Raw genomic sequence first — 24,112 nt, 5'->3', positions numbered from 1 at the left:
CATTGGGTCATACTAGTCTGTTTGATAGACAGTTAAAAAGCATAATTCACTATTGAATTGGTTAATATTTTGTAAATAAAATGCTTAGTAGGCTAGAATGCAATACAAAATCTTTTATGGGGATTTTGTCACGCCATCGTTGCGCTGCTTGGCATGTAGTATCGAGAGGGAATCTGTGATGACGGTAGAAAAACATGTGGATCGTGCTTTATTTGATGAGGTGATGGTACCTTGCTATAGCCCGATGGAATTTATTCCAGTCAAAGGTCAAGGCTCCCGAGTCTGGGATCAGCAAGGGCGTGAATATATCGATTTTGCTGGCGGTATTGCGGTCAGTTGCTTGGGCCATTGTCATCCCGTTTTGGTTCAAGCATTGACAGACCAAGCCAATAAGTTATGGCATTTGAGTAATGTAATGACTAATGAGCCAGCTTTACGCTTAGCGAAGCGGTTAACTGAGCTCAGCTTTGCTGAAAAAGTTTTTTTTGCTAATTCAGGCGCGGAAGCGAATGAAGCCGCCTTAAAGTTGGCTCGCCGTTATGCGGCGGATAACTTTGGCCCAGAAAAATCAGAAATTATTGCCTTTACTCAGGGATTTCATGGCCGAACCTTTTTTACCGTCACGGTTGGGGGGCAAGCCGCATACTCCGATGGTTTTGGCCCGAAGCCGGGCAATGTCACCCATCTTCCTTATAATGATATCAGTGCATTACAAGCGCAGATCTCTGATCGTACCTGTGCTGTGATGATGGAACCCTTACAAGGTGAAGGTGGTCTAATTTCACCCTCTGCTCCATTTATTCAAGCCGTACGAGAGCTTTGTGATAAACACCATGCATTGCTGATTTTTGATGAGGTTCAAACGGGCAATGGACGTACGGGAGATTTCTATGCCTACCAAGGTATCGGTGTGAAACCTGATATTCTTAGTACGGCCAAATCGCTCGGAGGAGGTTTCCCCATTGGCGCAATGTTGACGACCGATAAGCTGGCAAAACATTTAAGTGTCGGTACGCATGGGTCAACTTATGGTGGAAATCCATTAGCATGTGCCGTTGCAGAAGCGGTCGTGCAGATTGTGAGTCAGCCAGAGACGCTAGCAGGGGTTGTTAAGCGTGGCGAATGGATCCGTCAAGGTTTGGCTAAAATAAACGATAAGTATCAAGTTTTTAAAGAAATTCGAGGGAAAGGTCTATTGGTTGGTGCCGAGCTTAATGAGCAATGGCAAGGCCGAGCAAGAGAGATTCTTGTCGCAGCCGGTCAACAAGGTTTAATGATCTTGGTGGCGGGAGCCAGTGTAATACGCATTACCCCATCGCTGATTATTAGTCAGCAAGAGATCGAACTTGGTTTGGAAAAATTGGATCAAGCGATTGCTTCACTGGTTTAGATCGCTTGATTCACTACATCCACCATGGAGCCGGTGGGTGTGCCTCTAGGTTTCATCTCTCTCCCTAGGGGCAGTTGACCTTTCGAACAAAATTTAATCGCGAAAGGTCAACAAACCCTAGATTCTTCATGCGTCAGGAGGGAATATTGATGCTAGTTATTCGTCCAATTGCCATCTCAGACTTCGACGCTTTACATACTTGTGCGGTAGAGTCCGGTTATGGCTTTACTTCATTGCCGGTCAATCAAGAACTGCTAACGAAACGCATCGAGCACTCAGAATATAGCTTTGCCAAAGCAGAGGTGTTATATCCGAGTGATGAAGGCTATCTGATGGTTGGGGTGGATTCAGAGACGGGTGAGGTGGTGGGGACAACCGGAATTGAAGCGGCTGTTGGTTGGGATCGCCCGAGTTATTCCTATCATATCAGTACCATTGTCCATTCATCTCATAAGTTGGGGGTGCATAATACGGTTAAACTGTTGACGTTTGGCAATAATTACACTGGGTGCAGTGAAATATGTACATTATTCCTACGTGAGCCTTACCGCCAAGGCTTAAATGGCCGTTTGTTATCGAAAAGCCGTTTTTTAATGATGGCAGAGCATCCAGAGCGCTTCTCGCAAACTATTTTTGCGGAAATGCGCGGCGTTTCGGATGACAAGGGTAACTCTCCCTTCTGGCAGTGGTTACAACAGCACTTTTTCTCGATTGACTTTACACTGGCTGACTATCTGACCGGTATTGGTAAAAAAGGTTTTATTGCTGATTTGATGCCAAAGCTACCGATTTATATCAACTTGCTCAGTCCAGAAGCGCAAGCGGTGATCGGGCAAGTGCATGACAATACTCGACCAGCATTAGCTTTGCTTGAACAAGAGGGGTTTACTTGTCGTAATTATGTCGACATTTTTGATGCCGGCCCAACAGTAGAATGTGACCTTCGTCACATTGAGTCTGTGCGTCACTCCGTACGGGCTCGAGTTGAAGTGGCTCGCCATGCTAGTGGGCAAGATTACTTAATGTGTAATTGTACCTTTGAGAATTTTCGGGCAACGGCAGCCAAGGCGGGCTATAACCGAGAACGTGAGGTGGTGATCATTACACCTGACGTCGCGAAAGTACTAGAGGTCGAGCAAGGAGACTGGTTGCGGATTCTAGCGCAATAAAATAAAGGGGCAAGATCATGACACAATGGATTAATGGGCAATGGTTAGCTGGTGATGGAGAGGTTTTTTCCTCACTCAGTTCATATAACGGTTGCGTAATTTGGCAAGGAAATAGTGCGAGTCAAGTTCAAGTAGAGCAAGCGATTGCAGCGGCCCGTTCGGCCTTTATTCGTTGGAAAAATTGTCCCTATCATGAGCGAGAGCAAATCCTGCTCCGCTTTGCTGATCTTGTTCAAGCCAATAGTGAAAATATCGCAGAAATCATCGCTAAAGAGACCGGAAAACCGTTATGGGAAGCACGCACTGAAGCTGCAGCGATGGCGGGAAAAATTGCCATTTCCATTCGGGCTTATCAAGATCGCACAGGGGAACAACACCGTGCAACTGCGGGAAGTCAACTAGTGTTACGTCATCGCCCGCTGGGAGTCATGGCGGTATTTGGCCCTTATAACTTTCCTGTTCATCTACCGAATGGACATATTGTTCCGGCTTTATTGGCGGGTAATACGGTCGTATTTAAACCTTCAGAACAAACACCTTGGTGTGGCGAATTAGCGGCCAAGCTTTGGCAACAAGCGGGATTACCCGATGGTGTGCTGAACCTTGTGCAAGGTGGTAAAGAGACGGGCATTGCGCTAGCAAGTTCTGCGAATATTGATGGATTACTGTTCACGGGGAGCGCCAATACTGGCCATCTCTTACACCGTCAGTTTGCTGGTCAACCTGAGAAAATGTTGGCATTAGAAATGGGTGGTAACAACCCGTTGGTGGTGTCGAAGCAGTATGGTGAGATTGATGCCACCGTTTATACTATTATTCAATCTGCCTTTATTAGTGCAGGGCAGCGTTGTACTTGTGCTCGTCGCTTGTATCTTCCTGCTGATGAATCTGACGATCGACTGCTAGCGAAGTTGGTTAGTACTGCGGCCAATTTAATCATTGATGAACCGTTTGCCGAGCCTGCTCCTTTTATGGGGCCGTTAATCTCGGTTGCCGCAGCACGGGCAATGATTCAAGCACAGAAACATTTATGTTCGCTCGGAGCTAAGCCATTGTTGGCGGCTCAGTTGACTCATTTTGCGTTTGTTACTCCCGCCATTCTTGATGTGACGGAAATCGATAATTTACCCGATGAAGAATATTTTGGCCCATTGCTGCAAGTGGTCCGTTATCAGACGTTCGAGCAAGCTGTCGCATTTGCGAATCAGACTCGTTTTGGGTTGTCTGCGGGGCTGATTTCTACCGACGATACAGAGTGGCGCTATTTTATCGATCATATTCGTGCCGGAATTGTCAACCGTAACCGCCCATTGACCGGAGCCAGTGGTGATGCGCCTTTTGGTGGCCCCGGTGCTTCTGGAAACTTACGTCCTAGTGCGTATTATGCGGCAGATTATTGCGCTTATCCTATGGCTTCGATGGAAGGGGAAAGCACACAATTGCCCACGACTTTAGCGCCTGGGATCGAGCTTATCCTATAAACGAGTAAATGGTTGGGTAAAAATAAGGAGACGCTATGACTGTTGATGAATTATTCCAAGCCTTATGGGCTGATTACACCACACGACTTTGTCCTTCTGCGCAGCAAGTGCATCAGTTACTACAAGAAGGTTTTCCGCTAATCAATGACCATATTGCTTTACGAACCTTTAATATCGCACCGCTGGGCATGAATACTTTAGCTCAGCCTTTTCTAGCCTTAGGTTATCAAGCGTGTGGTGATTATTTGTTTGAGAGCAAAAAGTTAGTCGCTAAGCATTACGAGCACTCAGATCCTAAGCAGCCGAAAGTGTTTATTAGTGAATTAAAAGTTGAAGCGTGTTCAGCTGAGTTACAAGCGATAGTCGCTAAGTTAGTGGCTCAAGTGGATACGTCTCGTTTTGATCATGTCGACTTTCTTTACGCAGGCCGTCTATGGGATCTCTCGTTTGCTGATTATCAAATCTTAGCCAAAGAGAGCGAATATGCGGCATGGTTAGCGGCTCATGGCTATGGGGCAAATCACTTTACGGTCAGTGTGAATCAGCTCAAGGCATTCAATCAGGTTAAAGCGGTCAATGACCATTTACGTCAGGCAGGCTTCACCATTAACGAACATGGCGGTGAAGTGAAAGGAACCCCAGAAGTATTACTAGAACAGTCCTCGACCATGGCCGATAAGGTGCCAGTATCGTTTCACGAAGGTGTTGAAGTGATTCCTGGTGGTTTTTATGAATTTGCTAAACGTTATCCAATGGTAAATGGACAACTCTATCAAGGCTTTGTTGCCGCTTCTGCCGATAAAATTTTTGAGAGCACAGATAGAAAGTCGTGACCAAATAAAAAGCTACTTTAAAATGAATAAAGTAGCTTTGTGCATCTGTTATTTAATATCGCTAGCGGGTACCGTAAACGACAATGGTTTTGCCGTGTGCTGAAATTAAGTTTTGCTCTTCCAGCATTTTTAAAATACGACCCACAGTTTCACGTGAACAACCGACGATTTGGCCAATTTCCTGACGAGTGATTTTGATTTGCATCCCATCAGGATGAGTCATTGCATCAGGTTGTTTTGCTAGGTTGAGAAGCGTTTGCGCAATACGACCAGTCACGTCTAAGAAGGCAAGGTCGCCAACTTTTTGGCTGGTGACTTGCAGACGACGGGCCATTTGGCCTGACAAACGCATCAGAATATCAGGGTTAACTTGAATCAATTGGCGGAATTTTTTAAATGAGATCTCTGCCACTTCACAAGGCGATTTAGCTCGAACCCAAGCGGTACGTTCTTGATCTTCTTCGAACAAACCAAGCTCGCCGATGAAATCACCTTGGTTAAGGTAAGAAAGAATCATCTCTTTACCTTCTTCATCTTTAATCAGTACCGCAACAGACCCTTTGACAATGTAGTACAAAGTTTCTGCCTTTTCGCCCGCATGAATCAGCGTGCTTTTAGAAGGGTACTTATGAATATGACAATGTGAAAGAAACCACTCTAGTGTTGGGTCGGTTTGAGGTTTACCTAGAACCATAATATCTCACTTCCTCTGCAGGGTATGCTCGCTGCTGTCCATATATTTTAGCGAAGCCTTAATGGGTTAACTAGAATAAGAGGACTTCCTAATTGCTGCAAGCTATCTTGTGTTCGGTATGGAATAGTATCCTTTTTCTCAGGCGATTTCTTGATTTTAATCGTATCAAAGTACGGATAATCTAAGCAAAAGTGTGCACATGATCACGGTATGAAAAGTAATCGTCATTAGCACGGAATGATTAACCAATTTTGCCCGATTCAATCAACTGTTGCAGTAGTGGTCGAACGATTAACTCCATGGTAAAGCTCATTTTTCCACCGGGGACAACGATGGTGTTGTGGCGAGACATAAATGAACCGTCTATCATCGCTAATAGATAAGGATAATCGACATTCTTGATCCCTCGCAGTCGAATCACCACAAAACTTTCATCTAAGCTAGGAATGCCTTTGGCGTTCAGTGGATTAGAAGTGTCAACCGTTGGAACACGTTGAAAGTTAATGTGCGTGCGAGAAAATTGTGGCGTGATGTAATTAAGGTAATCATCCATTGAGCGAACGATGGAGTCCATGACCGCTTCTCGCGAATGACCTCTATCACGGGTATCTCGAACGTATTTTTGAATCCATTCTAAATTGACAATCGGTACCATGCCTATCAAAAAGTCAACATGCTGCGCAACATTGATTTCGCCATCGACAACTCCGCCATGAAGTCCTTCATAAAACAATACATCAGTATCTTCAGGCAGCTGTTGCCACGGGGTAAAGGTACCGGGCATTTGATTATAGGGAACGGCTTCATCAAACGTATGCAGGTAACGGCGAATTTGACCCGTACCTGATTTACCATATTCCCGAAAAAATTCTTGTAGCGCGGGAAAATCATTCGCTTGTGGGCCAAAATAACTGATGTGGCGACCTTGTTCACGCGCTTTTCGAATTTCAATATCCATTTCTGGGCGGGTAAAACGATGAAAACTGTCTCCTTCGACCCAAGCGGGTTTAATGTTCATCATATTGAACATTTTCCGAAATGCTTCTGATGTCGTGGTGGTTCCTGCGCCTGAAGAGCCAGTGACGGCAATAATAGGGTATTTTGCTGACATGACAAACCTTGTCTATAAATCCTCAACAGGTCACAGCGACCGTGTTGTTAGTTTTCACTATATCATGGAAAATTCGCCGCAGAAAATGGCAGATTCACACTCAATTAGCGAATTTTACTTTTGATATCGATCGTTTCATGTAATTCTGAATAGACGATCACCGCTTCTCCTGTTTCCAGTTGGTGCTTTACTTGCTCGATTTTATCTTGCAAGCTCACCTCTGTTTCACCGTAGTCTGTCCCTTCTCTTAATACAAATTCTCGGATTAAATTCTCTAAGGTTTCATTGGCGATCTGTTGCCAAGGTACGATCATAAATACCTCAATTTATTTTATGTTCGAAGATCAATCGGTGAGCCACCGTTTTAGAATGATAAAAGTGATAAACAGCGAGCTTTGTGGTCAGGCGAATGAAAAGGCTTACAGCCCTGCGTAGTAGTCGGGGAGGGCTTTTTCTAACCAAAGCTCCGGTTGTGTGAGGGTGCCGGAGATAAATCCGACATGGCCACCATTGGTAAATAGTCGATAATCTATATTGTCGGGCAGCGAAAATTTAGGAATGACGGCATCGGTCATAAATGGGTCATCTTTGGCATGGATGATCTGGGTTGGGGTGCGGATTTCTTTCAATCGCTGCATACCAGAACAGCGTTGATAGTAATCATGCGCATTTTTAAAACCATGCAGTGGGGCGGTAATGAGCTGATCAAAGTCATACAGTTTTGTGATTCGTTGAATACCGTTTTCTGAAAGTCCGAGTGTGTCTTGGAGTAAGCGATGCTTTTTCAACGCGTTGCGTTTTAATGATGAGAGCAAATAACGACAATAGAGTTTGGAAAAACCTTGTTCAATACGTTGTGAGCAAGCGGCTAAGTCCAAAGGAGCTGAAATGGCCGTGGCAGCGGTAACAATGGGATCCGTTTGATAATCCGCAAGGTAATTGATCAACATATTACCGCCTAAGGATACTCCGGTAGCGATAATCGGTTGTTGGGGAAATTGTTGGCGTAAATATTCAAGTACCCAGCGGGCATCTGCAGTTTCTCCAGAATGATAAGCACGAGCTAAGTGATTCGGTTTACCACTACAGCCGCGAAAATGCATCATGACCGAAAGCCAGCCCTGTTTGGCAAAGGCATCCATTAATCCATTGGCATAAGGGCTATAAAAAGAGCCTTCCAAACCGTGGAATAGAATAAAAATAGGTTTGCTTTGCGCCTTTTTTGTGCCCGGCGCTTCACTCCAAGCGAGATCGAGAAAATCACCATCGGGGGTATCGAGCGTTTGCCACGTGGGTTCAAACCGTGCCTTTTTGCGAATGAAACGGGGGAGCAGTGTTTGTAAGTGTGGGTTTTGTAAACCGCTGGCGGCAACGAATGGATGCATTATTTGACCCTAACTCATAATTTATCGCGCCAGTATACACCGAAGTCATATGCCCTTCCTAACGAGAACCATGATGTTCGGCTTGCTTTGCTTTAGCCGATGTTGACGGGGGACGAGAATCGTTGGCTCAAATGTGATGCTCCTAGCTGCTGACAGTAGTTTGTAGTGAGGGGTATCTCGCTTGATGTGGTCATTGGGAGCTGATGAATACAGGCGATGAGATCGGCTTGCTGCTGTTTTTCTATCTGCAATTCAAATTGTAGGGCTTCGCGATATAGTGTATCGGGTAGGTGAGACTTTAGCTTACGACGCAGTTCTCGGTAATGTTCGATAAGATCTTCAGTTTGCGCTAATGCGCTGGCAATTGTTGCCCAAGCCGATTCAGGGAAGGTCAGTTGTTTCTCATCTAACCATTTGAGCAACAATAGTAAATTTACATTGCCATGAAACTGATTTTGCAAGCATAAGCACGCCTCTTTGACTTCTCGAACACTGTAATAGCGTAAACTGAATTGCCATAGGCTTTCCAGGGTCAGTAAAGACGTGGCGTGCATATCATTCATTGACTGTTGAATTCCTGTTCCATCTGTTCGAGGTTTTCTTGTTCGCTCATCCATTCGCTTTCAACCGATTCTAATTCAGATTTACTACTGGCTTGTGTGGCGAGTACCTCTGTCAGTTTAGCCTTATTTTCCGCGTCATATAAGGTGGTATCAGATAACGTGAATTCCATTTGAGCTAAAATTGCATTCAACGTATCCATTTTTTCTTCGAGCTGTGTCAGTTTTTTGCGAATTGGTGCCGTTTGCTTACGAAAATCGGCTTCTCGACGCTTTTGTTCTTTTTTGGCGGCCGCACTATTGCTGCTGTCTTTATTGGGTTGAGCTACTTGTGCTTCTTTACGTGCAGCTTTTTGTTGATCAGTGAGCCATTTATAGTAATCGGTCAGATCGCCATCAAAAGGTGCGACTTGTCGATCATGAACCAGATAAAGATCATCGGTGGTGGCTCGTAGTAAATAACGATCGTGACTGACGATCACCATCGCGCCTTCAAAACTTTGTAAAGCCAGTGTGAGAGCTTGGCGCATATCTAGATCTAAGTGGTTGGTTGGTTCATCAAGCAGTAGCAGATTTGGCTTTTGCCATACCACTAACGCCAGCACCAAGCGTGCTTTTTCACCCCCCGAGAAAGGGGCAACTTTTTCGAGTGCTTTATCGCCATGGAATCCAAAGCTACCAAGATAATTACGTAGTTCTAATTCGGTTTTCTCAGGCGCAAGCTGCATCATATGTTGTAGTGGCGTTTCTTCTGGGTGTAAGGTCTCGAGTTGGTGCTGAGCAAAATAACCAATTTTGACTCCTTGAGAATAAGTGAGATCGCCCCCTAGAGCGGTTAGCTCGCTTGATAGCAGTTTAATTAGCGTGGATTTCCCCGCACCGTTACGGCCAAGCAGACCAATGCGACTACCGGGAACCAAGTTAAGACGAATTTTTTCTAAAATAAGATGATCGCCATAACCTGCACTGACGTTATCCATCATTAAAATAGGATTGGGTAAGGCGCTGGGCTCTCGAAATTCAAAACTAAAGGGGTTATCAAATTGTGCTGGCAGCACTTTTTCCATTTTTTCGAGTGCTTTAATTCGGCTTTGGGCTTGGCGTGCTTTAGATGCTTTATAACGAAAACGATCAATATAGCTCTGCATATGAGCCATCTGTTTTTGTTGTTTTTGAAATTGTGCTTGCTGCTGCATCAGTTTTTGAGCACGTTGGACTTCAAAAGAGGAATAGTTTCCGGTGTATTCATTAAGCTGCTGATTTTCGATATGAATAATGCGATTAATGATTGGATCTAGAAAATCACGATCATGAGAGATTAATAATAAGGTACCGGGATAACTTTGTAGCCAACGTTCTAACCACATCACGGCATCTAAATCTAAGTGGTTAGTGGGCTCGTCAAGTAATAGTAAGTCAGAGCGACAAATAAGAGCTTGAGCAAGGTTAAGACGCATACGCCAGCCACCAGAAAATTGAGTGAGGTTCCACCCCATCTGCTCTTGGCTAAAGCCCAATCCATCAAGCAGTTCTGAAGCTCGAGCTTTAATACTATAGCCACCGATGGTTTCGATTTGCCCATGTAGTTCTGCCACTCGTGTGCCGTTATCTAATCGTTCAGCCTCACTGAGTTGTTTTTCCAGTTGACGGTATTCTCTATCGCCATCAATTACATACTCTAAGGCTTGACGCTCAAGCGCTGGTGTTTCTTGAGCAACCCAAGCCATTTCCCAATGTGCAGGCAGGCTAAACGATCCAGCATCAATGGATAGTTCGTCTTTGAGCAGAGCGAATAATGTCGATTTACCGCAGCCATTTTTTCCGACTAGTCCGACTTTGTCGCCAGGATGAATGGTAGCAGAAGCTTGGTCAAGGAGAGGTTTCCCACCGCGAAGTAACTGAATGTCAGAGAAGGTAATCATAATAAATCGTATCTAGTTAGCCGTGATTGTGTCGTCGCGAATAGTAGGGGCAATCAGGATAAATGTCGAACATTATACATTCGTATGTCCTTATGATGCTTATCGCTTTTGTATTTGAATCTCAATATTATTGGCGATGGTTTTTATCCCAATGCTCCCCCTCATCTATCTTTATGAGCCATGATTTACTTGCGGTTAATCTGCAACTTTAAGTTGTTTTGATATATAGTTTGTTAATAAAAAGTGATTAATTAATGTATTCTTTTTATTAAAACGTGTGGTTTTTATCTTGAACAAAATTTAATCGAGAAAGGTCAACAGACCGTAGGAAGAACAGGCTCTAGGAAGAGAGTGCTGTATTTTACGCTTCATTTGCTTATCGAGGGAGTTAAGAATGAGCGAGGCTGATGTTAAGCCAAAGGTTTTAGTTATTTATGCTCACCCTGATCCGGATCATTCGGTGGCTAATCAGGTGATGATCGAGCACATCGCGACGTTACCACATGTCACACTTATTGATCTTTATGCAACATATCCTGATTTCTTCATTGATGTTCACCGCGAACATCAGAGACTACTTGCTCACGATGTCATTGTATTTCAGCATCCACTCTATCTTTATTCTTGCCCAGCTTTACTGAAAGAGTGGATGGATATGGTGTTAGGCAAAGGTTTCGCTTTTGGGCCTGAAAGTGCGTTGCGGGGTAAATATTGGCGCAGTGTGATTACCGTCGGAGGACAACAAGAGGCTTTTAGTGAGCAAGGTTACAATCGTTATCCATTGAGTGACATTTTGCAGCCGTTTGAATTAACCGCAGCATTATGTCGTATGCAGTGGATTGACCCATTGGTGATCTATTGGGCAAGGCATATCAGTGATGCTGAACGCCGACAACATGCCGCACAATATGTCTCTTGGCTAGAAGGGTTATGTCATGATGACTGATTGGCTATCTAGTTCGGTGATTTTTTTGATGGCCGCTGTGGTCGCGGTGCCGATTGCTCAGCGGCTAGGCCTTGGGGCGATTTTAGGGTATTTACTTGCTGGGATAGTGATTGGACCTTGGGGCTTAAAACTCATTAATGACGTGAATGCAATTTTACACTTTGCCGAATTTGGTGTGGTGCTATTGCTATTTTTAGTTGGGTTAGAGCTGAACCCTAAGCGATTGTGGCGTATGAAAGGGCCGATCCTCGGGCTAGGTGGCTCACAGATGCTAGTGTCTAGCGTCATACTGGCGAGTGGCTTGTGGGTATACGGTTTCCCTTGGCCTGTGAGTCTTTGTATTGGGCTGATCCTCGCTCAATCATCGACCGCAATCGCACTGCGTACCATTGATGAAATGCGTTTAACCTTGAGTGACACAGGACGCACGGTCTTTGCCGTCTCTTTATTTCAAGACTTAGCGGTTATACCCACCTTAGCTTTAGTCACCATATTTTCAGGGCAACAAACCGGCGAAAGCCTACCATTAGTTTGGATGTTAACGGGGGTAATTGGGCTATTAATCGCAGGACATTTTTTATTACAGCCTTTATTTCGTTGGGTCGTCAATAGTCAAGTGCGCGAACTATTTACCGTCGCTTCGCTATTGTTAGTGATAGCGATGGCCTTATTGATGGAAAAGCTCGGTTTATCAATGGCATTAGGCGCTTTTTTAGCGGGCATGCTACTGGCTGAAAGTGAATTTCGTCATGAACTCAGCACAGCAATTGAGCCTTTCAAAGGCTTGCTCTTGGGGTTATTTTTTATCGCGGTGGGGATGTCGGTGAATATGACCCTTTTATGGCAAGAGTGGTGGCTGGTTGGTCTACTGGTGACGGGGCTAATCAGTATCAAAATGACGATCATGTATGGTTTAGCTCGAATGGCTAAAGTACGTTCTAAAGCGCGTAGCCGTAGTGCTTTAATCTTAAGTCAAGGTGGAGAAATTGGTTTTGTGATTTTAACATCAGCTACGGAGGGGGCTTTATTAACGGCTGATCAATCAGCATTACTGATTTTAGTGATCAGTGTCTCGATGATGACAACCCCATTGCTGCTCAAACTCCAAATCTTTTACTATCATCAGACCTTAAATGGCCCGGAAGAAGAGCCAGAGAGCACGATTGATAACCAGACTCCGCAAGTTATTGTGGCCGGTTTTGGCCGCTTTGGTCAGATTGTGGGTCGATTAATGTATGCCAATAAAATTAAAATCACTGTATTAGAGAATGATGCCAGTCAAATCAAACTACTACGCAAGTACGGTTATAAGGTGTTCTATGGAGATGCAACTCATCTAGAACTACTGCGTTCGGCAGGGGCAGAACAAGCACAGGCGATAGTAATTTGTACCGATGATCCCGATGAAGTGATGCGCATTACCCAGTTATGTCAGCAACATTTTCCTCAGTTGAGCATTCTCGCTCGAGCCCGTAGCCGGGTTGAGGCGTATCAGTTACTGAATCAAGGTATCCAAGGCTACTCAAGAGAAACGTTTTTAGGTGCATTAGATTTAGGGCGTCAAGTGTTGATAAAACTTGGCATGCATCCTTATCAAGCCAAGCGTGCGCAAGCTCATTTTTGTCGTTTAGATACCGTGATGCTAAAAGAATTATTACCTCAACATAACAACGACAAAGCTTTAACGTTAAGAACCAAAGAGGCTCGAAAAGAATTAGAAGAGATTTTTAGCCGTGAAATGGCGAATGATCGCCAAACCCGAGATGATTGGGAAAAAAGTAGGACTAAGCCGTGAAAGAAAAAAAACGCTTTATTGCTGGCGCGAATTGCCCGCAATGTCAAATGCAAGACACCCTTCGTTGGTGGATAGAAAATAACATTGAATGGGTTGAGTGTGTCGAGTGCCACTACATAGAACAGAGAAAACCGCAATCGGTGACTAAAACTGTGCACGCAGATGGACAAATGATCGGGATTTTTAAGCCAGAATAATTGAGTTTCTGTGTATAATCGCCATAATATTGCTTAACTCACTCTTTTTCCAACTGATGTGAGAGAACCAAACCAACCTCCTTGGAGCCGTTATGAAAATTGAAAAAAACGTGGTTGTTAGCATTGCCTACCAAGTCAAACTTGAAGATGGCATTGTGGTAGACCAATCCACAGCGGAAGCCCCGCTGGAGTACTTACATGGTCACAACAACCTAATCACAGGCCTTGAGCGTGAATTAGAAGGCAAAGTTGCCGGTGATAAATTCAGCGCAACAGTGGCTCCTGAAGACGCTTATGGTGAACACAGTGACGAGCTTGTACAGCGTGTTCCTGCCGAAGTATTCCAAGGCGTCGATGAAATTGAAGTTGGTATGCGTTTCTTAGCGGATACTGATCAAGGTCCAATCCCAGTTGAAATTACTGAAGTAGATGGTGATGAAGTCGTGGTTGATGGTAACCATATGCTCGCTGGCCACACATTGACGTTTGATGTTGAAGTCGTTGCTTTACGTGCTGCTACTGAAGATGAAGTAGCTCATGGTCATATCCACCAATCAGGCGGTTGTGGTCATGACCACGATCACGACCATGAAGGTGGTTGTTGTGGTGGTGAAGGCCATGGTCACGGACATCATCATGGTAAAAACGATGGTTGTTGTGGCGGCGGTAACTGCGGTTCCCATTAATCAACATTATCAAACTATCTTATCCCATATCATCATGTCGATAAGTGTGGTGGACTGATGTAAAAAGCGTTAATTGCCAAAGCGATTAACGCTTTGTTTTTATCTGGAGGTTTGAATGAGCCAACCTTTTGCTATTGCTATTCATGCGGGTGCCGGAACGTTGGTAAAGGCGAAGATGGATGAGCGAGTTAGACAAGAGATCACTAACGGTTTAGAGCGTGCCGTGCAAGCAGGTTACCAACAGTTGTTAGACGGTCATCATGCGTTAAATGCGGTGGTCGAAGCGGTTAAAGTTTTGGAAGATATTCCCCTCTTCAATGCGGGTAAAGGTTCGGTACTTACTCACCAAGAAATGGTCGAAATGGAGGCGATGGTGATGTATGGAAAATCTCATGCTGTAGGCGCTGTCGCTGGACTTAGACATATCAAAAATCCGATAACCCTTGCCTGTGATGTGTTGAAAAAGGGTAAGCAGTTTTTGATTGGTGAAGGGGCAGAAGCATTTGCTTTTAAGCTCGGGCATCATTATACCGAACAAGACTACTTTTTTACGGAACCTCGTTACCAGCAATTATTCGCTATTAAAAATGCCGCACCATTCCTGCCTAGTGAGCAAACCATTGGCGCTGTTGGCGCAGTCGCTCTTGATCAATTCGGTGATTTAGCGGCGGCCACCAGTACTGGTGGTGTTTGTGATAAAGCGTGTGGTCAAGTTGGGGGAGCGGCGATGCTCGGTGTTGGTGCTTTGGTCGATAACAACGAGGTTGCTTTATCGGCTTTTGGTGCACGGGAGGAGTTAGTCAAATACCGAACCACCAGTGAAATTGCTGCCAGAATGCGTTATTTAAAGGAGGATATGGCAACAGCGTGTGCAAGCGTGATGCAAAGAGATTTACAGCCTCAAGCAGGAGTGGTTGGGTTGGATCGACAAGGAGAGATTTATTTTGCAGTGAATGGGCCGACAATGTATCGCGCGAGTATTAACCGACAAGGTGAATGTCGTATTCACATTGATCCGGATGAATGAGGTATCAAGACAAAATCATAGCAAATAAGCCGTTACTTTCGCCGGTGACTTATGTTCTTTGAACTGGGTAGGAATACGTCTAAAAAAGGACTGCAAGAAAGGAAATTCGGTGCTAGAATCCTTTTTTAACTAGCAATCAGATTTGGAAAGATGGGAAATAACGTTGTCGTTCTAGGCACCCAATGGGGTGACGAAGGTAAAGGTAAGATCGTAGACCTTTTAACAGAAGATGCTAAATATGTGGTTCGCTACCAAGGCGGTCATAATGCTGGGCACACTCTGGTTATCGACGGTGAAAAAACCGTTCTTCATTTAATTCCATCCGGTATTCTCCGTGATAATGTAAAATGCATTATCGGTAACGGGGTCGTACTTTCACCGGATGCACTCATCAAGGAAATGAAACCTCTCGAAGAGCGTGGCATTCCCGTTCGTGAACGCCTTTTCATTTCTGAAGCTTGTCCTTTGATTCTCCCTTACCACATTGCGCTTGACCAAGCCCGTGAAGCGGCTCGTGGTAAAAAAGCCATCGGTACCACAGGTCGTGGTATTGGCCCGGCTTATGAAGATAAAGTCGCGCGTCGTGGCTTGCGTGTTGGTGATTTGTTCAATATGGTTTCCTTTGCTGAAAAACTCAAAGAGGTGATGGATTTCCATAACTTCCAATTAGAGCATTTCTACAAAGCAGAACCAGTGAGTTATGATGATGTGTTAGCGCAAGTTGAATCTTACGCAGCGCTACTCACTGCTATGGTGATTGATGTTACTGATGAACTTGATGCTGCTCGTAAGCGTGGTGATAAAATCATGTTTGAAGGTGCTCAAGGTACATTGCTGGACATCGACCATGGTACTTATCCCTATGTAACCTCTTCTAATACGACGGCTGGTGGTGTCGCGGCAGGTTCTGGTTTTGGCCCTCGTCATTTAGGCTATATTCTTGGTATTGCTAAGGCTTATTGTACTCGTGTTGGTGCGGGCCCATTCCCAACAGAATTAGATGATGATATCGGTAATCATCTGGGCACGAAAGGCCATGAATTTGGTGCCACTACCGGGCGTAAGCGTCGTTGCGGTTGGTTTGATGCGGTCGCTATGCGACGTGCCATTCAAATTAACTCAGTGACTGGCTTTTGTTTGACTAAACTTGACGTGTTGGATGGGCTTGAAGAGCTAAAAATCTGTACCGGCTATCAAATGCCAGATGGCTCTGTCGCTCAGGTTTCGCCAATGGCGGCGGACGCTTTTGAAGCGGTGACGCCTATTTATGAAACCATGCCAGGTTGGTCAGAAAATACCTTCGGTGCGCAATCATTGGCGGATCTTCCGCAAGCAGCACTTAACTACATTAAGCGTATTGAAGAGTTGACTGGCGTACCGATTGATATTATTTCCACCGGCCCAGATCGCAACGAAACTATTATCAAAGTGCACCCATTTAACGTGTAACTCCGTTTTAAAACATAAAAGCTGGCCAATGAGTCAGCTTTTTTTATAGGCCGTAGAACGAGTTTTATTGAGAGGCAAAAAATTGCCGCCTAAAGGAAACTTTTGTTAAAGCCTGCTATCGACTGGCCGATATAAGGATCAAACTAAATCTTTGTGCGTAGCCACACTATACTATTATGGTGGCTATCGAAGTTAACTAAGAGTGCCTGTATGAAACTACGTACGGTAGTTGCTTCATTATTTTTTGCATTACATTCTGCGTTCAGTCACGCTAACGTGGCGGATGTCGGAGAGCCCGTGCCGATTTATTCTGAAGCTGAGCTAATCAAACTGATTGAACAAAATAAACATTTAACGCGAGTTAAAGCAGATCATTGCCAGTTAGTTGAAGACATTGTTGCTCGGGCAACACGGATTAGCCTGCCTGCTTATGAATTTCTTTATGGTGATATGCTGGCATGGGGGGTTTGTGTCGAGCAAGACGTTGAGCTCGGTTTATATTATATGGAAAGCGCGGCGCATCAAGGTTTACCTACGGCTCTAGAGCAACTTGGTCGTTACTATTCGCGAGGAACTTTAGTACAGCAAGACAAAGAACGTGCGATTCCCTATTTACGCGAAGCCGCGGCGATGGGAAATTTAAATGCTCGTATTCATTTGGCTGAACTTTTACTCCGAGATCATGGTAGCCCGCTCGATTACGAAGATGCCTATCGTTGGCTGTATAATTCTGTCAGCGCTGATCAACGAACCCACAACCGGATTACCTTGCTACGACAGGGATTAGAAATGAGAATGCCAGAAAATATTATTGCTCGTGCTAAGCGGCGTGGCAGCTTCTGGTAAATAAAGCTTGTTTATCTTAGCTTTTAACTCTATGATTCTTCCGCTTACTGGATGATTGTCATGCAGTAAGTGATAGAAATAGAATATTATTAATACTCAATCCTATCTTATTATTTCCTACTTAGCGTCTAACGCTCGCTTTACCACTTTCTCTCAACATCCTGTCATCATACTCACGATTCAAGGTTTCGTTATTTATAGTGACAACTTGATTCCGGTCACGTAATACACAAAGTTGTTACGCTTCTGCCGGTTGGGATTAGCTATTAAGCTTAAGAACACAGTAGGATATACTTTATGTACCTTCCTAAAATAGCAGGTCTGCCTATGTCTGATAATACCCATAATGATCCTTTTGCGGATCGTGAAGCTGATAACTACGAAAACCCTATTCCAAGCCGAGAATACATTTTAGAATTTCTTACTCAAGCCAATGTACCGATGAATCGTAATGACTTATTTGCCGCGCTTGAACTTAATGGTGAAGATCAATACGAAGGCCTGCGTCGTCGCTTGCGCGCGATGGAACGCGATGGCCAATTGGTTTTTACCCGTCGTCAATGTTATGCCCTACCCGAAAAACTAGAAATGGTAAAAGGGGTCGTTATCGGTCACAAAGATGGCCATGGTTGGGTTCGCCCGGAAGGTAGCCTTAATAAAGAAAACGACATTTTACTACCTCATCATCAAATGCGTACTTTGATCCATGGCGATTTTGTTTTAGTTCAACCAACGGGCACCGATAAACGAGGAAGAAAAGAAGGGCGCTTGGTACGTATTTTGGAAGCGCGTACGACTCAGATTGTTGGTCGGTTTTTCTTGGAACATGGCTATTCATATGTGGTGCCGGATGACTCGCGCATCCATAAAGATATTTTAATCCCTAACGAACACCGCGAAGGCGCTCGGATGGGTAATGTGGTGGTAATTGAAATTACCGATCGCGGCTCACGTAGTCGAGGCATGATGGGGAAAGTGGTTGAAGTGCTTGGTGAAAATATGGCACCCGGCATGGAAACCCAAATTGCTATTCGAACTCACCAGATCCCTCACGAGTGGCCTGAAGAAGTGCTTAAGCAGGTTGAAAACTTTAGCGAAGAGGTGCCAGAAGAAGCTAAACAAGGGCGAGTCGATTTACGCGATTTACCACTGGTGACGATCGATGGTGAAGATGCGCGAGATTTTGATGACGCCGTGTATTGTGAAGCGAAAAAAGGGGGTGGATGGCGTTTATGGGTGGCGATTGCTGATGTCAGTTACTACGTTCGTCCAGATAGTGCGTTAGACAAAGAAGCCATTAATCGAGGCAACTCGGTTTATTTCCCTTCACAAGTGGTACCTATGTTACCTGAGGTTCTTTCCAACGGGCTGTGCTCACTTAACCCGCAAGTTGATCGTTTGTGTATGGTTTGTGAAATGACGATTTCAGACACTGGAAAGCTCTCGGGTTATAAACACTACGAAGCCGTCATGAATTCACATGCCCGCCTCACCTACACCAAAGTGCATGAGATTTTGCAAGGGGATGAAGAGCTACGTGAGCGTTATCAAGCGGTAGTCCCCCATCTTGAAGAGCTGCATAAGATGTATCTTGTACTTAAAGAGGCAAGAGATCAGCGAGGGGCGATTGAGTTTGAAACGGTTGAGACCAAATTTATCTTTAATGCTCAACGTAAGATCGAGAGCATTGAACCTGTCATTCGTAATGAGGCCCATAAGCTGATTGAAGAATGTATGATCATGGCCAATATTGCCTCGGCTTCTTTGGTTGAAAAAGCCAAAGAGCCTGCTCTTTTCCGAGTTCACGAGTCTCCGGGTGAAGAACGCTTAATGGGCTTTAGAGACTTCTTAGGCGAACTTGGCTTAGATTTGGGAGGAGGGCTTGAGCCATCGCCGACCGATTATGCGCATCTCATGAAGCAAATCGGTGAGCGGCAAGATAAAGAATTGATTCAAACTATGTTGCTTCGCTCAATGAAACAAGCCGTTTATAATGCAGACAATGCCGGTCACTTTGGCTTAGCACTGAAACGCTATGCACACTTTACTTCACCCATTCGTCGTTATCCTGATCTATTACTGCACCGAGCTATTAAGTACTTGATTGCCAAAGAAGAAGGACGCAATCAGGATCGTTGGACACCGACTGGTGGTTATCATTATTCTTTTGATGATATGGATTTTTACGGCGAACAATGCTCGACCACTGAGCGTCGCGCTGATGATGCAACGCGAGAAGTGTCTGACTGGCTTAAATGTGAGTATATGCAAGATCATGTCGGAGAAGAACTCGATGGCGTGATCGCGAATGTGACTGGATTTGGTTTTTTTGTTCGACTCACTGAATTACATATCGATGGTTTGGTACATATCTCAACATTGGCCAATGATTACTATCAATTTGATCCAATAGGACAACGACTCATCGGAGAATCTTTTGGTAATATTTATCGCTTGGGTGACGCCGTTAAGGTCAAAGTATTATCGGTTAATTTAGATGATCGACAAATTGATTTTGAATTAATCGAGACTAGTCGTAAGCTACGCGGCGAAGGAAAAACTGCCAAAAAACGCGCAGTGGAAGCGAAAGCCAAAGCAAAAGGAAAAAAAGCGGCGGCTAATCGTGGTGCAAAAGCGGTTCCGATGATAGAGCCTATTAAACGCCCAGATGAACAAGAAACGGGAAAAAGCCCGAAAGGAAAACGAGCTAAACCGAATAAATCTCAGAAAGCTAAATTGGGCCCTAAAACGGCAAAAAGTCGCTCGAAATCGAAATAGGTAAGTCATGAGTAACGAATTAATTTATGGTATTCACTCGGTCAGCGCTGTGATGCAGCGTGACCCTGCGCGCATCATCGAAGCGTATGTATTAAAAGGTCGCCAAGATGACCGGTTATTGCCTGTACTGAATGAATTGTTGCGTTTAGGTGTGTCTATTCAGGAAATGGGGCGTAAAGCCTTAGATGACAAAGCACAAGGGGCAAATCATCAGGGTGTGATCGCCAAAGTTCGCCCGGCAAAAGCGCTCAATGAACATGACTTAGAAGAAATTTTGAGCCAGCATGAGCAGCCTTTGTTATTAGTGCTGGATGGCGTTACCGACCCACACAACTTGGGGGCTTGCTTACGTAATGCTGATGCCGCAGGCGTTGCAGCGGTGATTGTCCCTAAAGATAAATCCGCTCCAATGACGGCAACCGTAAGCAAGGTGGCTTGTGGCGCAGCAGAAACTGTCCCTTTAGTTCGAGTGACCAATTTGGCACGCACGATGCGTGCTCTACAAGAGCAAGGGGTTTGGTTTGTTGGTACCGCAGGTGAAGCTACGCATGATATTTACCAGAGTAAACTCACTGGCCCTTTAGCGATTGTCATGGGCGCGGAAGGGGATGGTATGCGCCGTTTAACGCGTGAAACTTGTGATGATTTGATCAAAATTCCAATGGCGGGTAGCGTGTCGAGCCTCAATGTCTCGGTTGCTACAGGCATTTGCCTATTTGAAGCAGTCCGCCAACGTGGTCATAGCTAGTCTAGGCTATAATTTTAGCTAGAACCTAGAAGCGAGGTTCTAGCGCCTTTTACACGATTATTCGTTTATTTTTCAAACACCCCTTGCAAGAGAATCTGTGATCTGTATAATGCACCCCCACTGGTTAAGCCAGTTGTGAACCAATGAGCAGCGAGGAGCAAGCTTGTGGCAACACGAGTGAGGTAACGTATACTCAGCTTATGTTCGCAGTTAATATGATTAGCTTTGGTTAATTTAATTAGCTGACAATGTGCCCAATTTGGGTACTACGGTTTCACATAAATCAATCGGCATTCACCCGCATTAGCAGGTTCGAATGGCGATATTGTTTGTGTAATTTTTACTTATTGGAGCTCTGTCTCATGCAGAACCAACGCATCCGTATCCGCCTTAAAGCTTTCGATTACAAATTGATCGATGCTTCTACTGCGGAAATCGTTGAAACAGCTAAGCGTACCGGCGCACAGGTTCGTGGTCCAATCCCACTACCTACTCGTAAAGAGCGTTTCACTGTTCTTATCTCTCCACACGTAAACAAAGATGCACGTGATCAGTACGAAATTCGTACTCACAAGCGTCTGATCGACATCGTCGAACCCACTGACAAGACGGTAGATGCGTTAATGCGTCTTGATCTTGCGGCTGGTGTTGATGTGCAAATCAGCCTAGGTTAAGGGAGATTAGAATAATGATTGGTCTAGTCGGACGTAAAGTGGGTATGACCCGCGTATTTACTGAAGAAGGCGTTTCTATCCCAGTAACTGTTGTTGAGGTTGAAGCGAACCGTATTTCTCAAGTGAAAACGCTTGAGACTGACGGCTACGCAGCAATCCAGGTAACTGCTGGTACAAAGAAAGCTAGCCGCGTAACTAAACCAGAAGCTGGTCACTTTGCGAAAGCAGGTGTTGAGGCTGGTCGCGGTCTTTGGGAATTCCGTTTAGAAAACGGCGAAGAGTTCGAAGTTGGTGCTGAACTAACGGTTGAACTGTTCAACGAAGTTAAAAAAGTAGACGTTACTGGTACATCTAAGGGTAAAGGTTTCCAAGGTGCTGTTAAGCGCTGGAACTTCCGCACTCAAGATATGACTCACGGTAACTCTTTGTCTCACCGTGCACCGGGTTCAATTGGCCAATGTCAAACTCCAGGTCGCGTATTTAAAGGCAAAAAAATGGCAGGTCACATGGGTGCTGAGCGTGTAACGACTCAAAACCTAGAGATCGTACGTGTTGACGCTGAGCGCAATCTGCTTCTTATTAAAGGTGCAGTCCCAGGTGCAACTGGCGCTAACGTGATCGTCAAACCAGCTGTTAAAGCATAACGTCTAGGAGTAAGTAATGGAATTGATGGTTAAAGGTGCTAACGCACTAACTGTTTCCGAAACTACTTTCGGACGTGAGTTCAACGAAGCTCTTGTACACCAAGTAGTTGTTGCTTATGCAGCAGGTGCTCGTCAAGGTACTCGTGCTCAAAAGACACGTTCAGAAGTTTCTGGCGGTGGCGCTAAGCCATGGCGTCAAAAAGGTACTGGCCGTGCACGTGCTGGTACAATCCGTAGCCCAATCTGGCGTACAGGTGGTGTTACTTTTGCTGCGAAACCACAAGATCACAGCGTTAAAGTAAACAAAAAAATGTACCGTGGTGCTATGAAAAGCATTCTTTCTGAGCTTGTTCGTCAAGAGCGTTTGATCGTTGTTGATAACTTCTCAGTTGAAGCACCAAAAACAAAAGAGCTAGTAGCTAAGCTTAAAGAACTTGAGCTTAACGATGTGCTTATCGTTACTGGCGAAGTAGACGAAAATCTATTCTTAGCTGCTCGTAACCTGTACAAAGTTGACGTGCGTGACGTTGCTGGGATTGATCCAGTGAGCCTCATCGCATTTGACAAGGTTCTTATGACTGCTGCTGCAGTTAAGCAAGTTGAGGAGATGCTGGCATGATTCGTGAAGAGCGTCTACTAAAAGTTCTACGTGCACCGCACATCTCTGAAAAAGCAACCATGGCTGCTGAAAAAGCGAACACTATCGTTTTTAAAGTAGCAAAAGATGCCACTAAAAAAGAGATCAAAGCAGCTGTAGAAAAGCTATTTGAAGTTGAAGTTAAGTCTGTAAATACTCTTATTCTTAAGGGTAAGACCAAGCGTCAAGGTCTACGCCAAGGCCGTCGTTCAGACGTGAAGAAAGCGTACGTTACTTTGAAAGAAGGTCAAGATCTTGACTTTGTTGGCGGCGCGGAATAACAGGAGTAGTTGAAAAATGGCTATTGTTAAATGTAAGCCGACTTCGGCTGGTCGTCGTCACGTTGTTAAAGTTGTTAACGCTGACCTGCACAAGGGTAAGCCTTACGCCCCTCTTCTAGAGAAAAACTCTAAGAATGGTGGTCGTAATAACAACGGTCGTATCACAGTACGTCACATCGGTGGTGGTCACAAACAACACTATCGTTTGATTGATTTCAAACGTACTAAAGACGGTATCCCAGCGAAAGTTGAGCGTCTAGAATACGATCCAAACCGTAGCGCAAATATTGCTCTAGTTCTGTATGCAGACGGTGAGCGTCGTTACATCATTGCACCTAAAGGCATCAAAGCTGGTGATACTATCCAGTCTGGTGTTGATGCGCCAATCAAAGCAGGTAATGCTTTGCCAATGCGCAATATCCCAGTGGGTTCAACCATTCATAACGTTGAATTAACGCCTGGTAAAGGTGCGCAGATCGCTCGCTCTGCGGGTGCATATGCACAACTTGTAGCGCGTGATGGTGCTTATGTCACTATCCGTCTACGCTCTGGTGAAACGCGTAAAGTACTTGCTGAAGGCCGTGCAACAATCGGTGAAGTTGGCAATGCTGAACACATGCTGCGTGAACTAGGTAAAGCGGGTGCTAGCCGTTGGCGTGGTGTTCGCCCTACCGTTCGCGGTGTGGTAATGAACCCAGTTGATCACCCACATGGTGGTGGTGAAGGTCGTACTTCTGGTGGCCGTCATCCAGTATCTCCATGGGGTATGCCAACGAAAGGCTTCAAGACCCGTAAAAACAAACGCACCGACAAGTACATCGTACGTCGTCGCACTAAGTAATCTATTTAAGAGGATAAG

24 protein-coding genes are annotated in these 24,112 nt (G+C 44.9%); 18 read left to right on the top strand and 6 right to left on the bottom strand.

Annotated features, from left to right (window positions below):
- Window positions 1-178: 178 nt before the first annotated feature.
- The 4 genes from CAG57_RS11430 (at window position 179) to CAG57_RS11415 (ending at window position 4,873) form a co-directional block, all read left to right on the top strand.
- Window positions 179-1,390 carry an aspartate aminotransferase family protein gene (locus CAG57_RS11430; protein WP_099610488.1) on the top strand — a complete coding sequence of 404 codons (1,212 nt, stop codon included), beginning with the start codon at window positions 179-181 and terminating at the stop codon, window positions 1,388-1,390.
- Window positions 1,391-1,539: 149 nt separating this feature from the next.
- Window positions 1,540-2,559, top strand: coding sequence for an arginine N-succinyltransferase (gene astA / locus CAG57_RS11425; RefSeq protein ID WP_099610487.1), 1,020 nt, complete (start codon window positions 1,540-1,542; stop codon window positions 2,557-2,559).
- A gap of 17 nt (window positions 2,560-2,576) precedes the next feature.
- Complete coding sequence (astD, locus tag CAG57_RS11420) at window positions 2,577-4,040, top strand: succinylglutamate-semialdehyde dehydrogenase (protein WP_161427004.1); 1,464 nt, start codon at window positions 2,577-2,579, stop codon at window positions 4,038-4,040.
- A 35-nt stretch (window positions 4,041-4,075) separates the two neighbouring features.
- Window positions 4,076-4,873: a DUF1338 domain-containing protein gene (locus CAG57_RS11415; RefSeq protein ID WP_161427003.1), complete on the top strand. Its 798-nt coding sequence runs from the start codon at window positions 4,076-4,078 to the stop codon at window positions 4,871-4,873.
- A 61-nt stretch (window positions 4,874-4,934) separates the two neighbouring features.
- On the opposite strand, the gene crp is transcribed toward CAG57_RS11415, so the two are convergent.
- The 6 genes from crp to CAG57_RS11385 form a co-directional block, all read right to left on the bottom strand.
- Complete coding sequence (crp, locus tag CAG57_RS11410) at window positions 4,935-5,567, bottom strand: cAMP-activated global transcriptional regulator CRP (protein ID WP_004394497.1); 633 nt, start codon at window positions 5,565-5,567, stop codon at window positions 4,935-4,937.
- 241 nt (window positions 5,568-5,808) lie between these two features.
- Entirely contained in the window at window positions 5,809-6,678 is an 870-nt protein-coding gene (locus CAG57_RS11405; RefSeq protein WP_099610484.1) for a phosphoribulokinase, read from the bottom strand.
- A gap of 104 nt (window positions 6,679-6,782) precedes the next feature.
- Window positions 6,783-6,992: a YheU family protein gene (locus tag CAG57_RS11400; protein WP_161427002.1), complete on the bottom strand. Its 210-nt coding sequence runs from the start codon at window positions 6,990-6,992 to the stop codon at window positions 6,783-6,785.
- 105 nt (window positions 6,993-7,097) lie between these two features.
- Entirely contained in the window at window positions 7,098-8,063 is a 966-nt protein-coding gene (locus CAG57_RS11395; RefSeq protein ID WP_161427001.1) for a hydrolase, read from the bottom strand.
- Between the two features lie 92 nt (window positions 8,064-8,155).
- The gene (locus tag CAG57_RS11390; RefSeq protein ID WP_099610481.1) at window positions 8,156-8,626 is read right to left on the bottom strand and encodes a TIGR02444 family protein; all 471 of its coding nucleotides are present in this window, start codon (window positions 8,624-8,626) and stop codon (window positions 8,156-8,158) included.
- A complete protein-coding gene (locus tag CAG57_RS11385) occupies window positions 8,623-10,545 on the bottom strand; it encodes an ABC transporter ATP-binding protein (RefSeq protein WP_161427000.1) in 1,923 nt (640 codons plus the stop codon). Before CAG57_RS11385 ends, CAG57_RS11390 begins: the two co-directional genes overlap by 4 nt.
- Before the next feature lie 394 nt (window positions 10,546-10,939).
- On the opposite strand from CAG57_RS11385, the gene kefG reads away from it, so the two are divergent.
- The 14 genes from kefG to rplB all read left to right on the top strand — a co-directional run bounded on the left by kefG (window position 10,940) and on the right by rplB (window position 24,094).
- Window positions 10,940-11,491: a glutathione-regulated potassium-efflux system ancillary protein KefG gene (gene kefG, locus CAG57_RS11380; RefSeq protein WP_099610479.1), complete on the top strand. Its 552-nt coding sequence runs from the start codon at window positions 10,940-10,942 to the stop codon at window positions 11,489-11,491.
- Window positions 11,481-13,286 (top strand): glutathione-regulated potassium-efflux system protein KefB, encoded by a 1,806-nt coding sequence (gene kefB, locus CAG57_RS11375; protein WP_443083771.1) that lies wholly within the window; start codon window positions 11,481-11,483, stop codon window positions 13,284-13,286. Before kefG ends, kefB begins: the two co-directional genes overlap by 11 nt.
- The gene (locus CAG57_RS11370) at window positions 13,283-13,483 is read left to right on the top strand and encodes a YheV family putative zinc ribbon protein (RefSeq protein ID WP_099610478.1); all 201 of its coding nucleotides are present in this window, start codon (window positions 13,283-13,285) and stop codon (window positions 13,481-13,483) included. The genes kefB and CAG57_RS11370 overlap by 4 nt, the downstream gene beginning before the upstream one ends.
- A gap of 92 nt (window positions 13,484-13,575) precedes the next feature.
- Entirely contained in the window at window positions 13,576-14,169 is a 594-nt protein-coding gene (gene slyD, locus CAG57_RS11365; RefSeq protein WP_099610477.1) for a peptidylprolyl isomerase, read from the top strand.
- A gap of 115 nt (window positions 14,170-14,284) precedes the next feature.
- The gene (locus tag CAG57_RS11360; RefSeq protein ID WP_099610476.1) at window positions 14,285-15,196 is read left to right on the top strand and encodes an isoaspartyl peptidase/L-asparaginase family protein; all 912 of its coding nucleotides are present in this window, start codon (window positions 14,285-14,287) and stop codon (window positions 15,194-15,196) included.
- Window positions 15,197-15,346: 150 nt separating this feature from the next.
- Window positions 15,347-16,645, top strand: a complete 1,299-nt coding sequence (locus tag CAG57_RS11355; RefSeq protein WP_099610475.1) for an adenylosuccinate synthase — start codon at window positions 15,347-15,349, stop codon at window positions 16,643-16,645.
- Window positions 16,646-16,855: 210 nt separating this feature from the next.
- A complete protein-coding gene (gene motX / locus CAG57_RS11350) occupies window positions 16,856-17,491 on the top strand; it encodes a flagellar protein MotX (protein WP_099610474.1) in 636 nt (211 codons plus the stop codon).
- Between the two features lie 327 nt (window positions 17,492-17,818).
- Entirely contained in the window at window positions 17,819-20,269 is a 2,451-nt protein-coding gene (gene rnr / locus CAG57_RS11345; RefSeq protein WP_161428097.1) for a ribonuclease R, read from the top strand.
- A gap of 7 nt (window positions 20,270-20,276) precedes the next feature.
- Window positions 20,277-21,017, top strand: coding sequence for a 23S rRNA (guanosine(2251)-2'-O)-methyltransferase RlmB (gene rlmB / locus CAG57_RS11340; protein WP_099610473.1), 741 nt, complete (start codon window positions 20,277-20,279; stop codon window positions 21,015-21,017).
- A gap of 362 nt (window positions 21,018-21,379) precedes the next feature.
- Window positions 21,380-21,691 carry a 30S ribosomal protein S10 gene (gene rpsJ / locus CAG57_RS11335; RefSeq protein ID WP_001181007.1) on the top strand — a complete coding sequence of 104 codons (312 nt, stop codon included), beginning with the start codon at window positions 21,380-21,382 and terminating at the stop codon, window positions 21,689-21,691.
- Between the two features lie 14 nt (window positions 21,692-21,705).
- Window positions 21,706-22,335 (top strand): 50S ribosomal protein L3, encoded by a 630-nt coding sequence (rplC, locus tag CAG57_RS11330; RefSeq protein ID WP_099610472.1) that lies wholly within the window; start codon window positions 21,706-21,708, stop codon window positions 22,333-22,335.
- A gap of 16 nt (window positions 22,336-22,351) precedes the next feature.
- Window positions 22,352-22,954, top strand: coding sequence for a 50S ribosomal protein L4 (gene rplD, locus CAG57_RS11325; RefSeq protein WP_078926691.1), 603 nt, complete (start codon window positions 22,352-22,354; stop codon window positions 22,952-22,954).
- Window positions 22,951-23,253, top strand: a complete 303-nt coding sequence (rplW, locus tag CAG57_RS11320) for a 50S ribosomal protein L23 (protein ID WP_004394523.1) — start codon at window positions 22,951-22,953, stop codon at window positions 23,251-23,253. Before rplD ends, rplW begins: the two co-directional genes overlap by 4 nt.
- Window positions 23,254-23,269: 16 nt before the next feature.
- Window positions 23,270-24,094, top strand: a complete 825-nt coding sequence (gene rplB, locus CAG57_RS11315; protein WP_099610471.1) for a 50S ribosomal protein L2 — start codon at window positions 23,270-23,272, stop codon at window positions 24,092-24,094.
- The last annotated feature ends 18 nt before the right edge of the window (window positions 24,095-24,112 follow it).

Source organism: Vibrio sp. V30_P3S12P165, from assembly GCF_009904905.1.
In the GTDB taxonomy this organism is placed as follows: domain Bacteria; phylum Pseudomonadota; class Gammaproteobacteria; order Enterobacterales; family Vibrionaceae; genus Vibrio; species Vibrio fujianensis.
The sequence above is the reverse complement of the archived record's forward strand: the minus strand, read 5'-3'. Positions and strand labels throughout refer to the sequence as shown.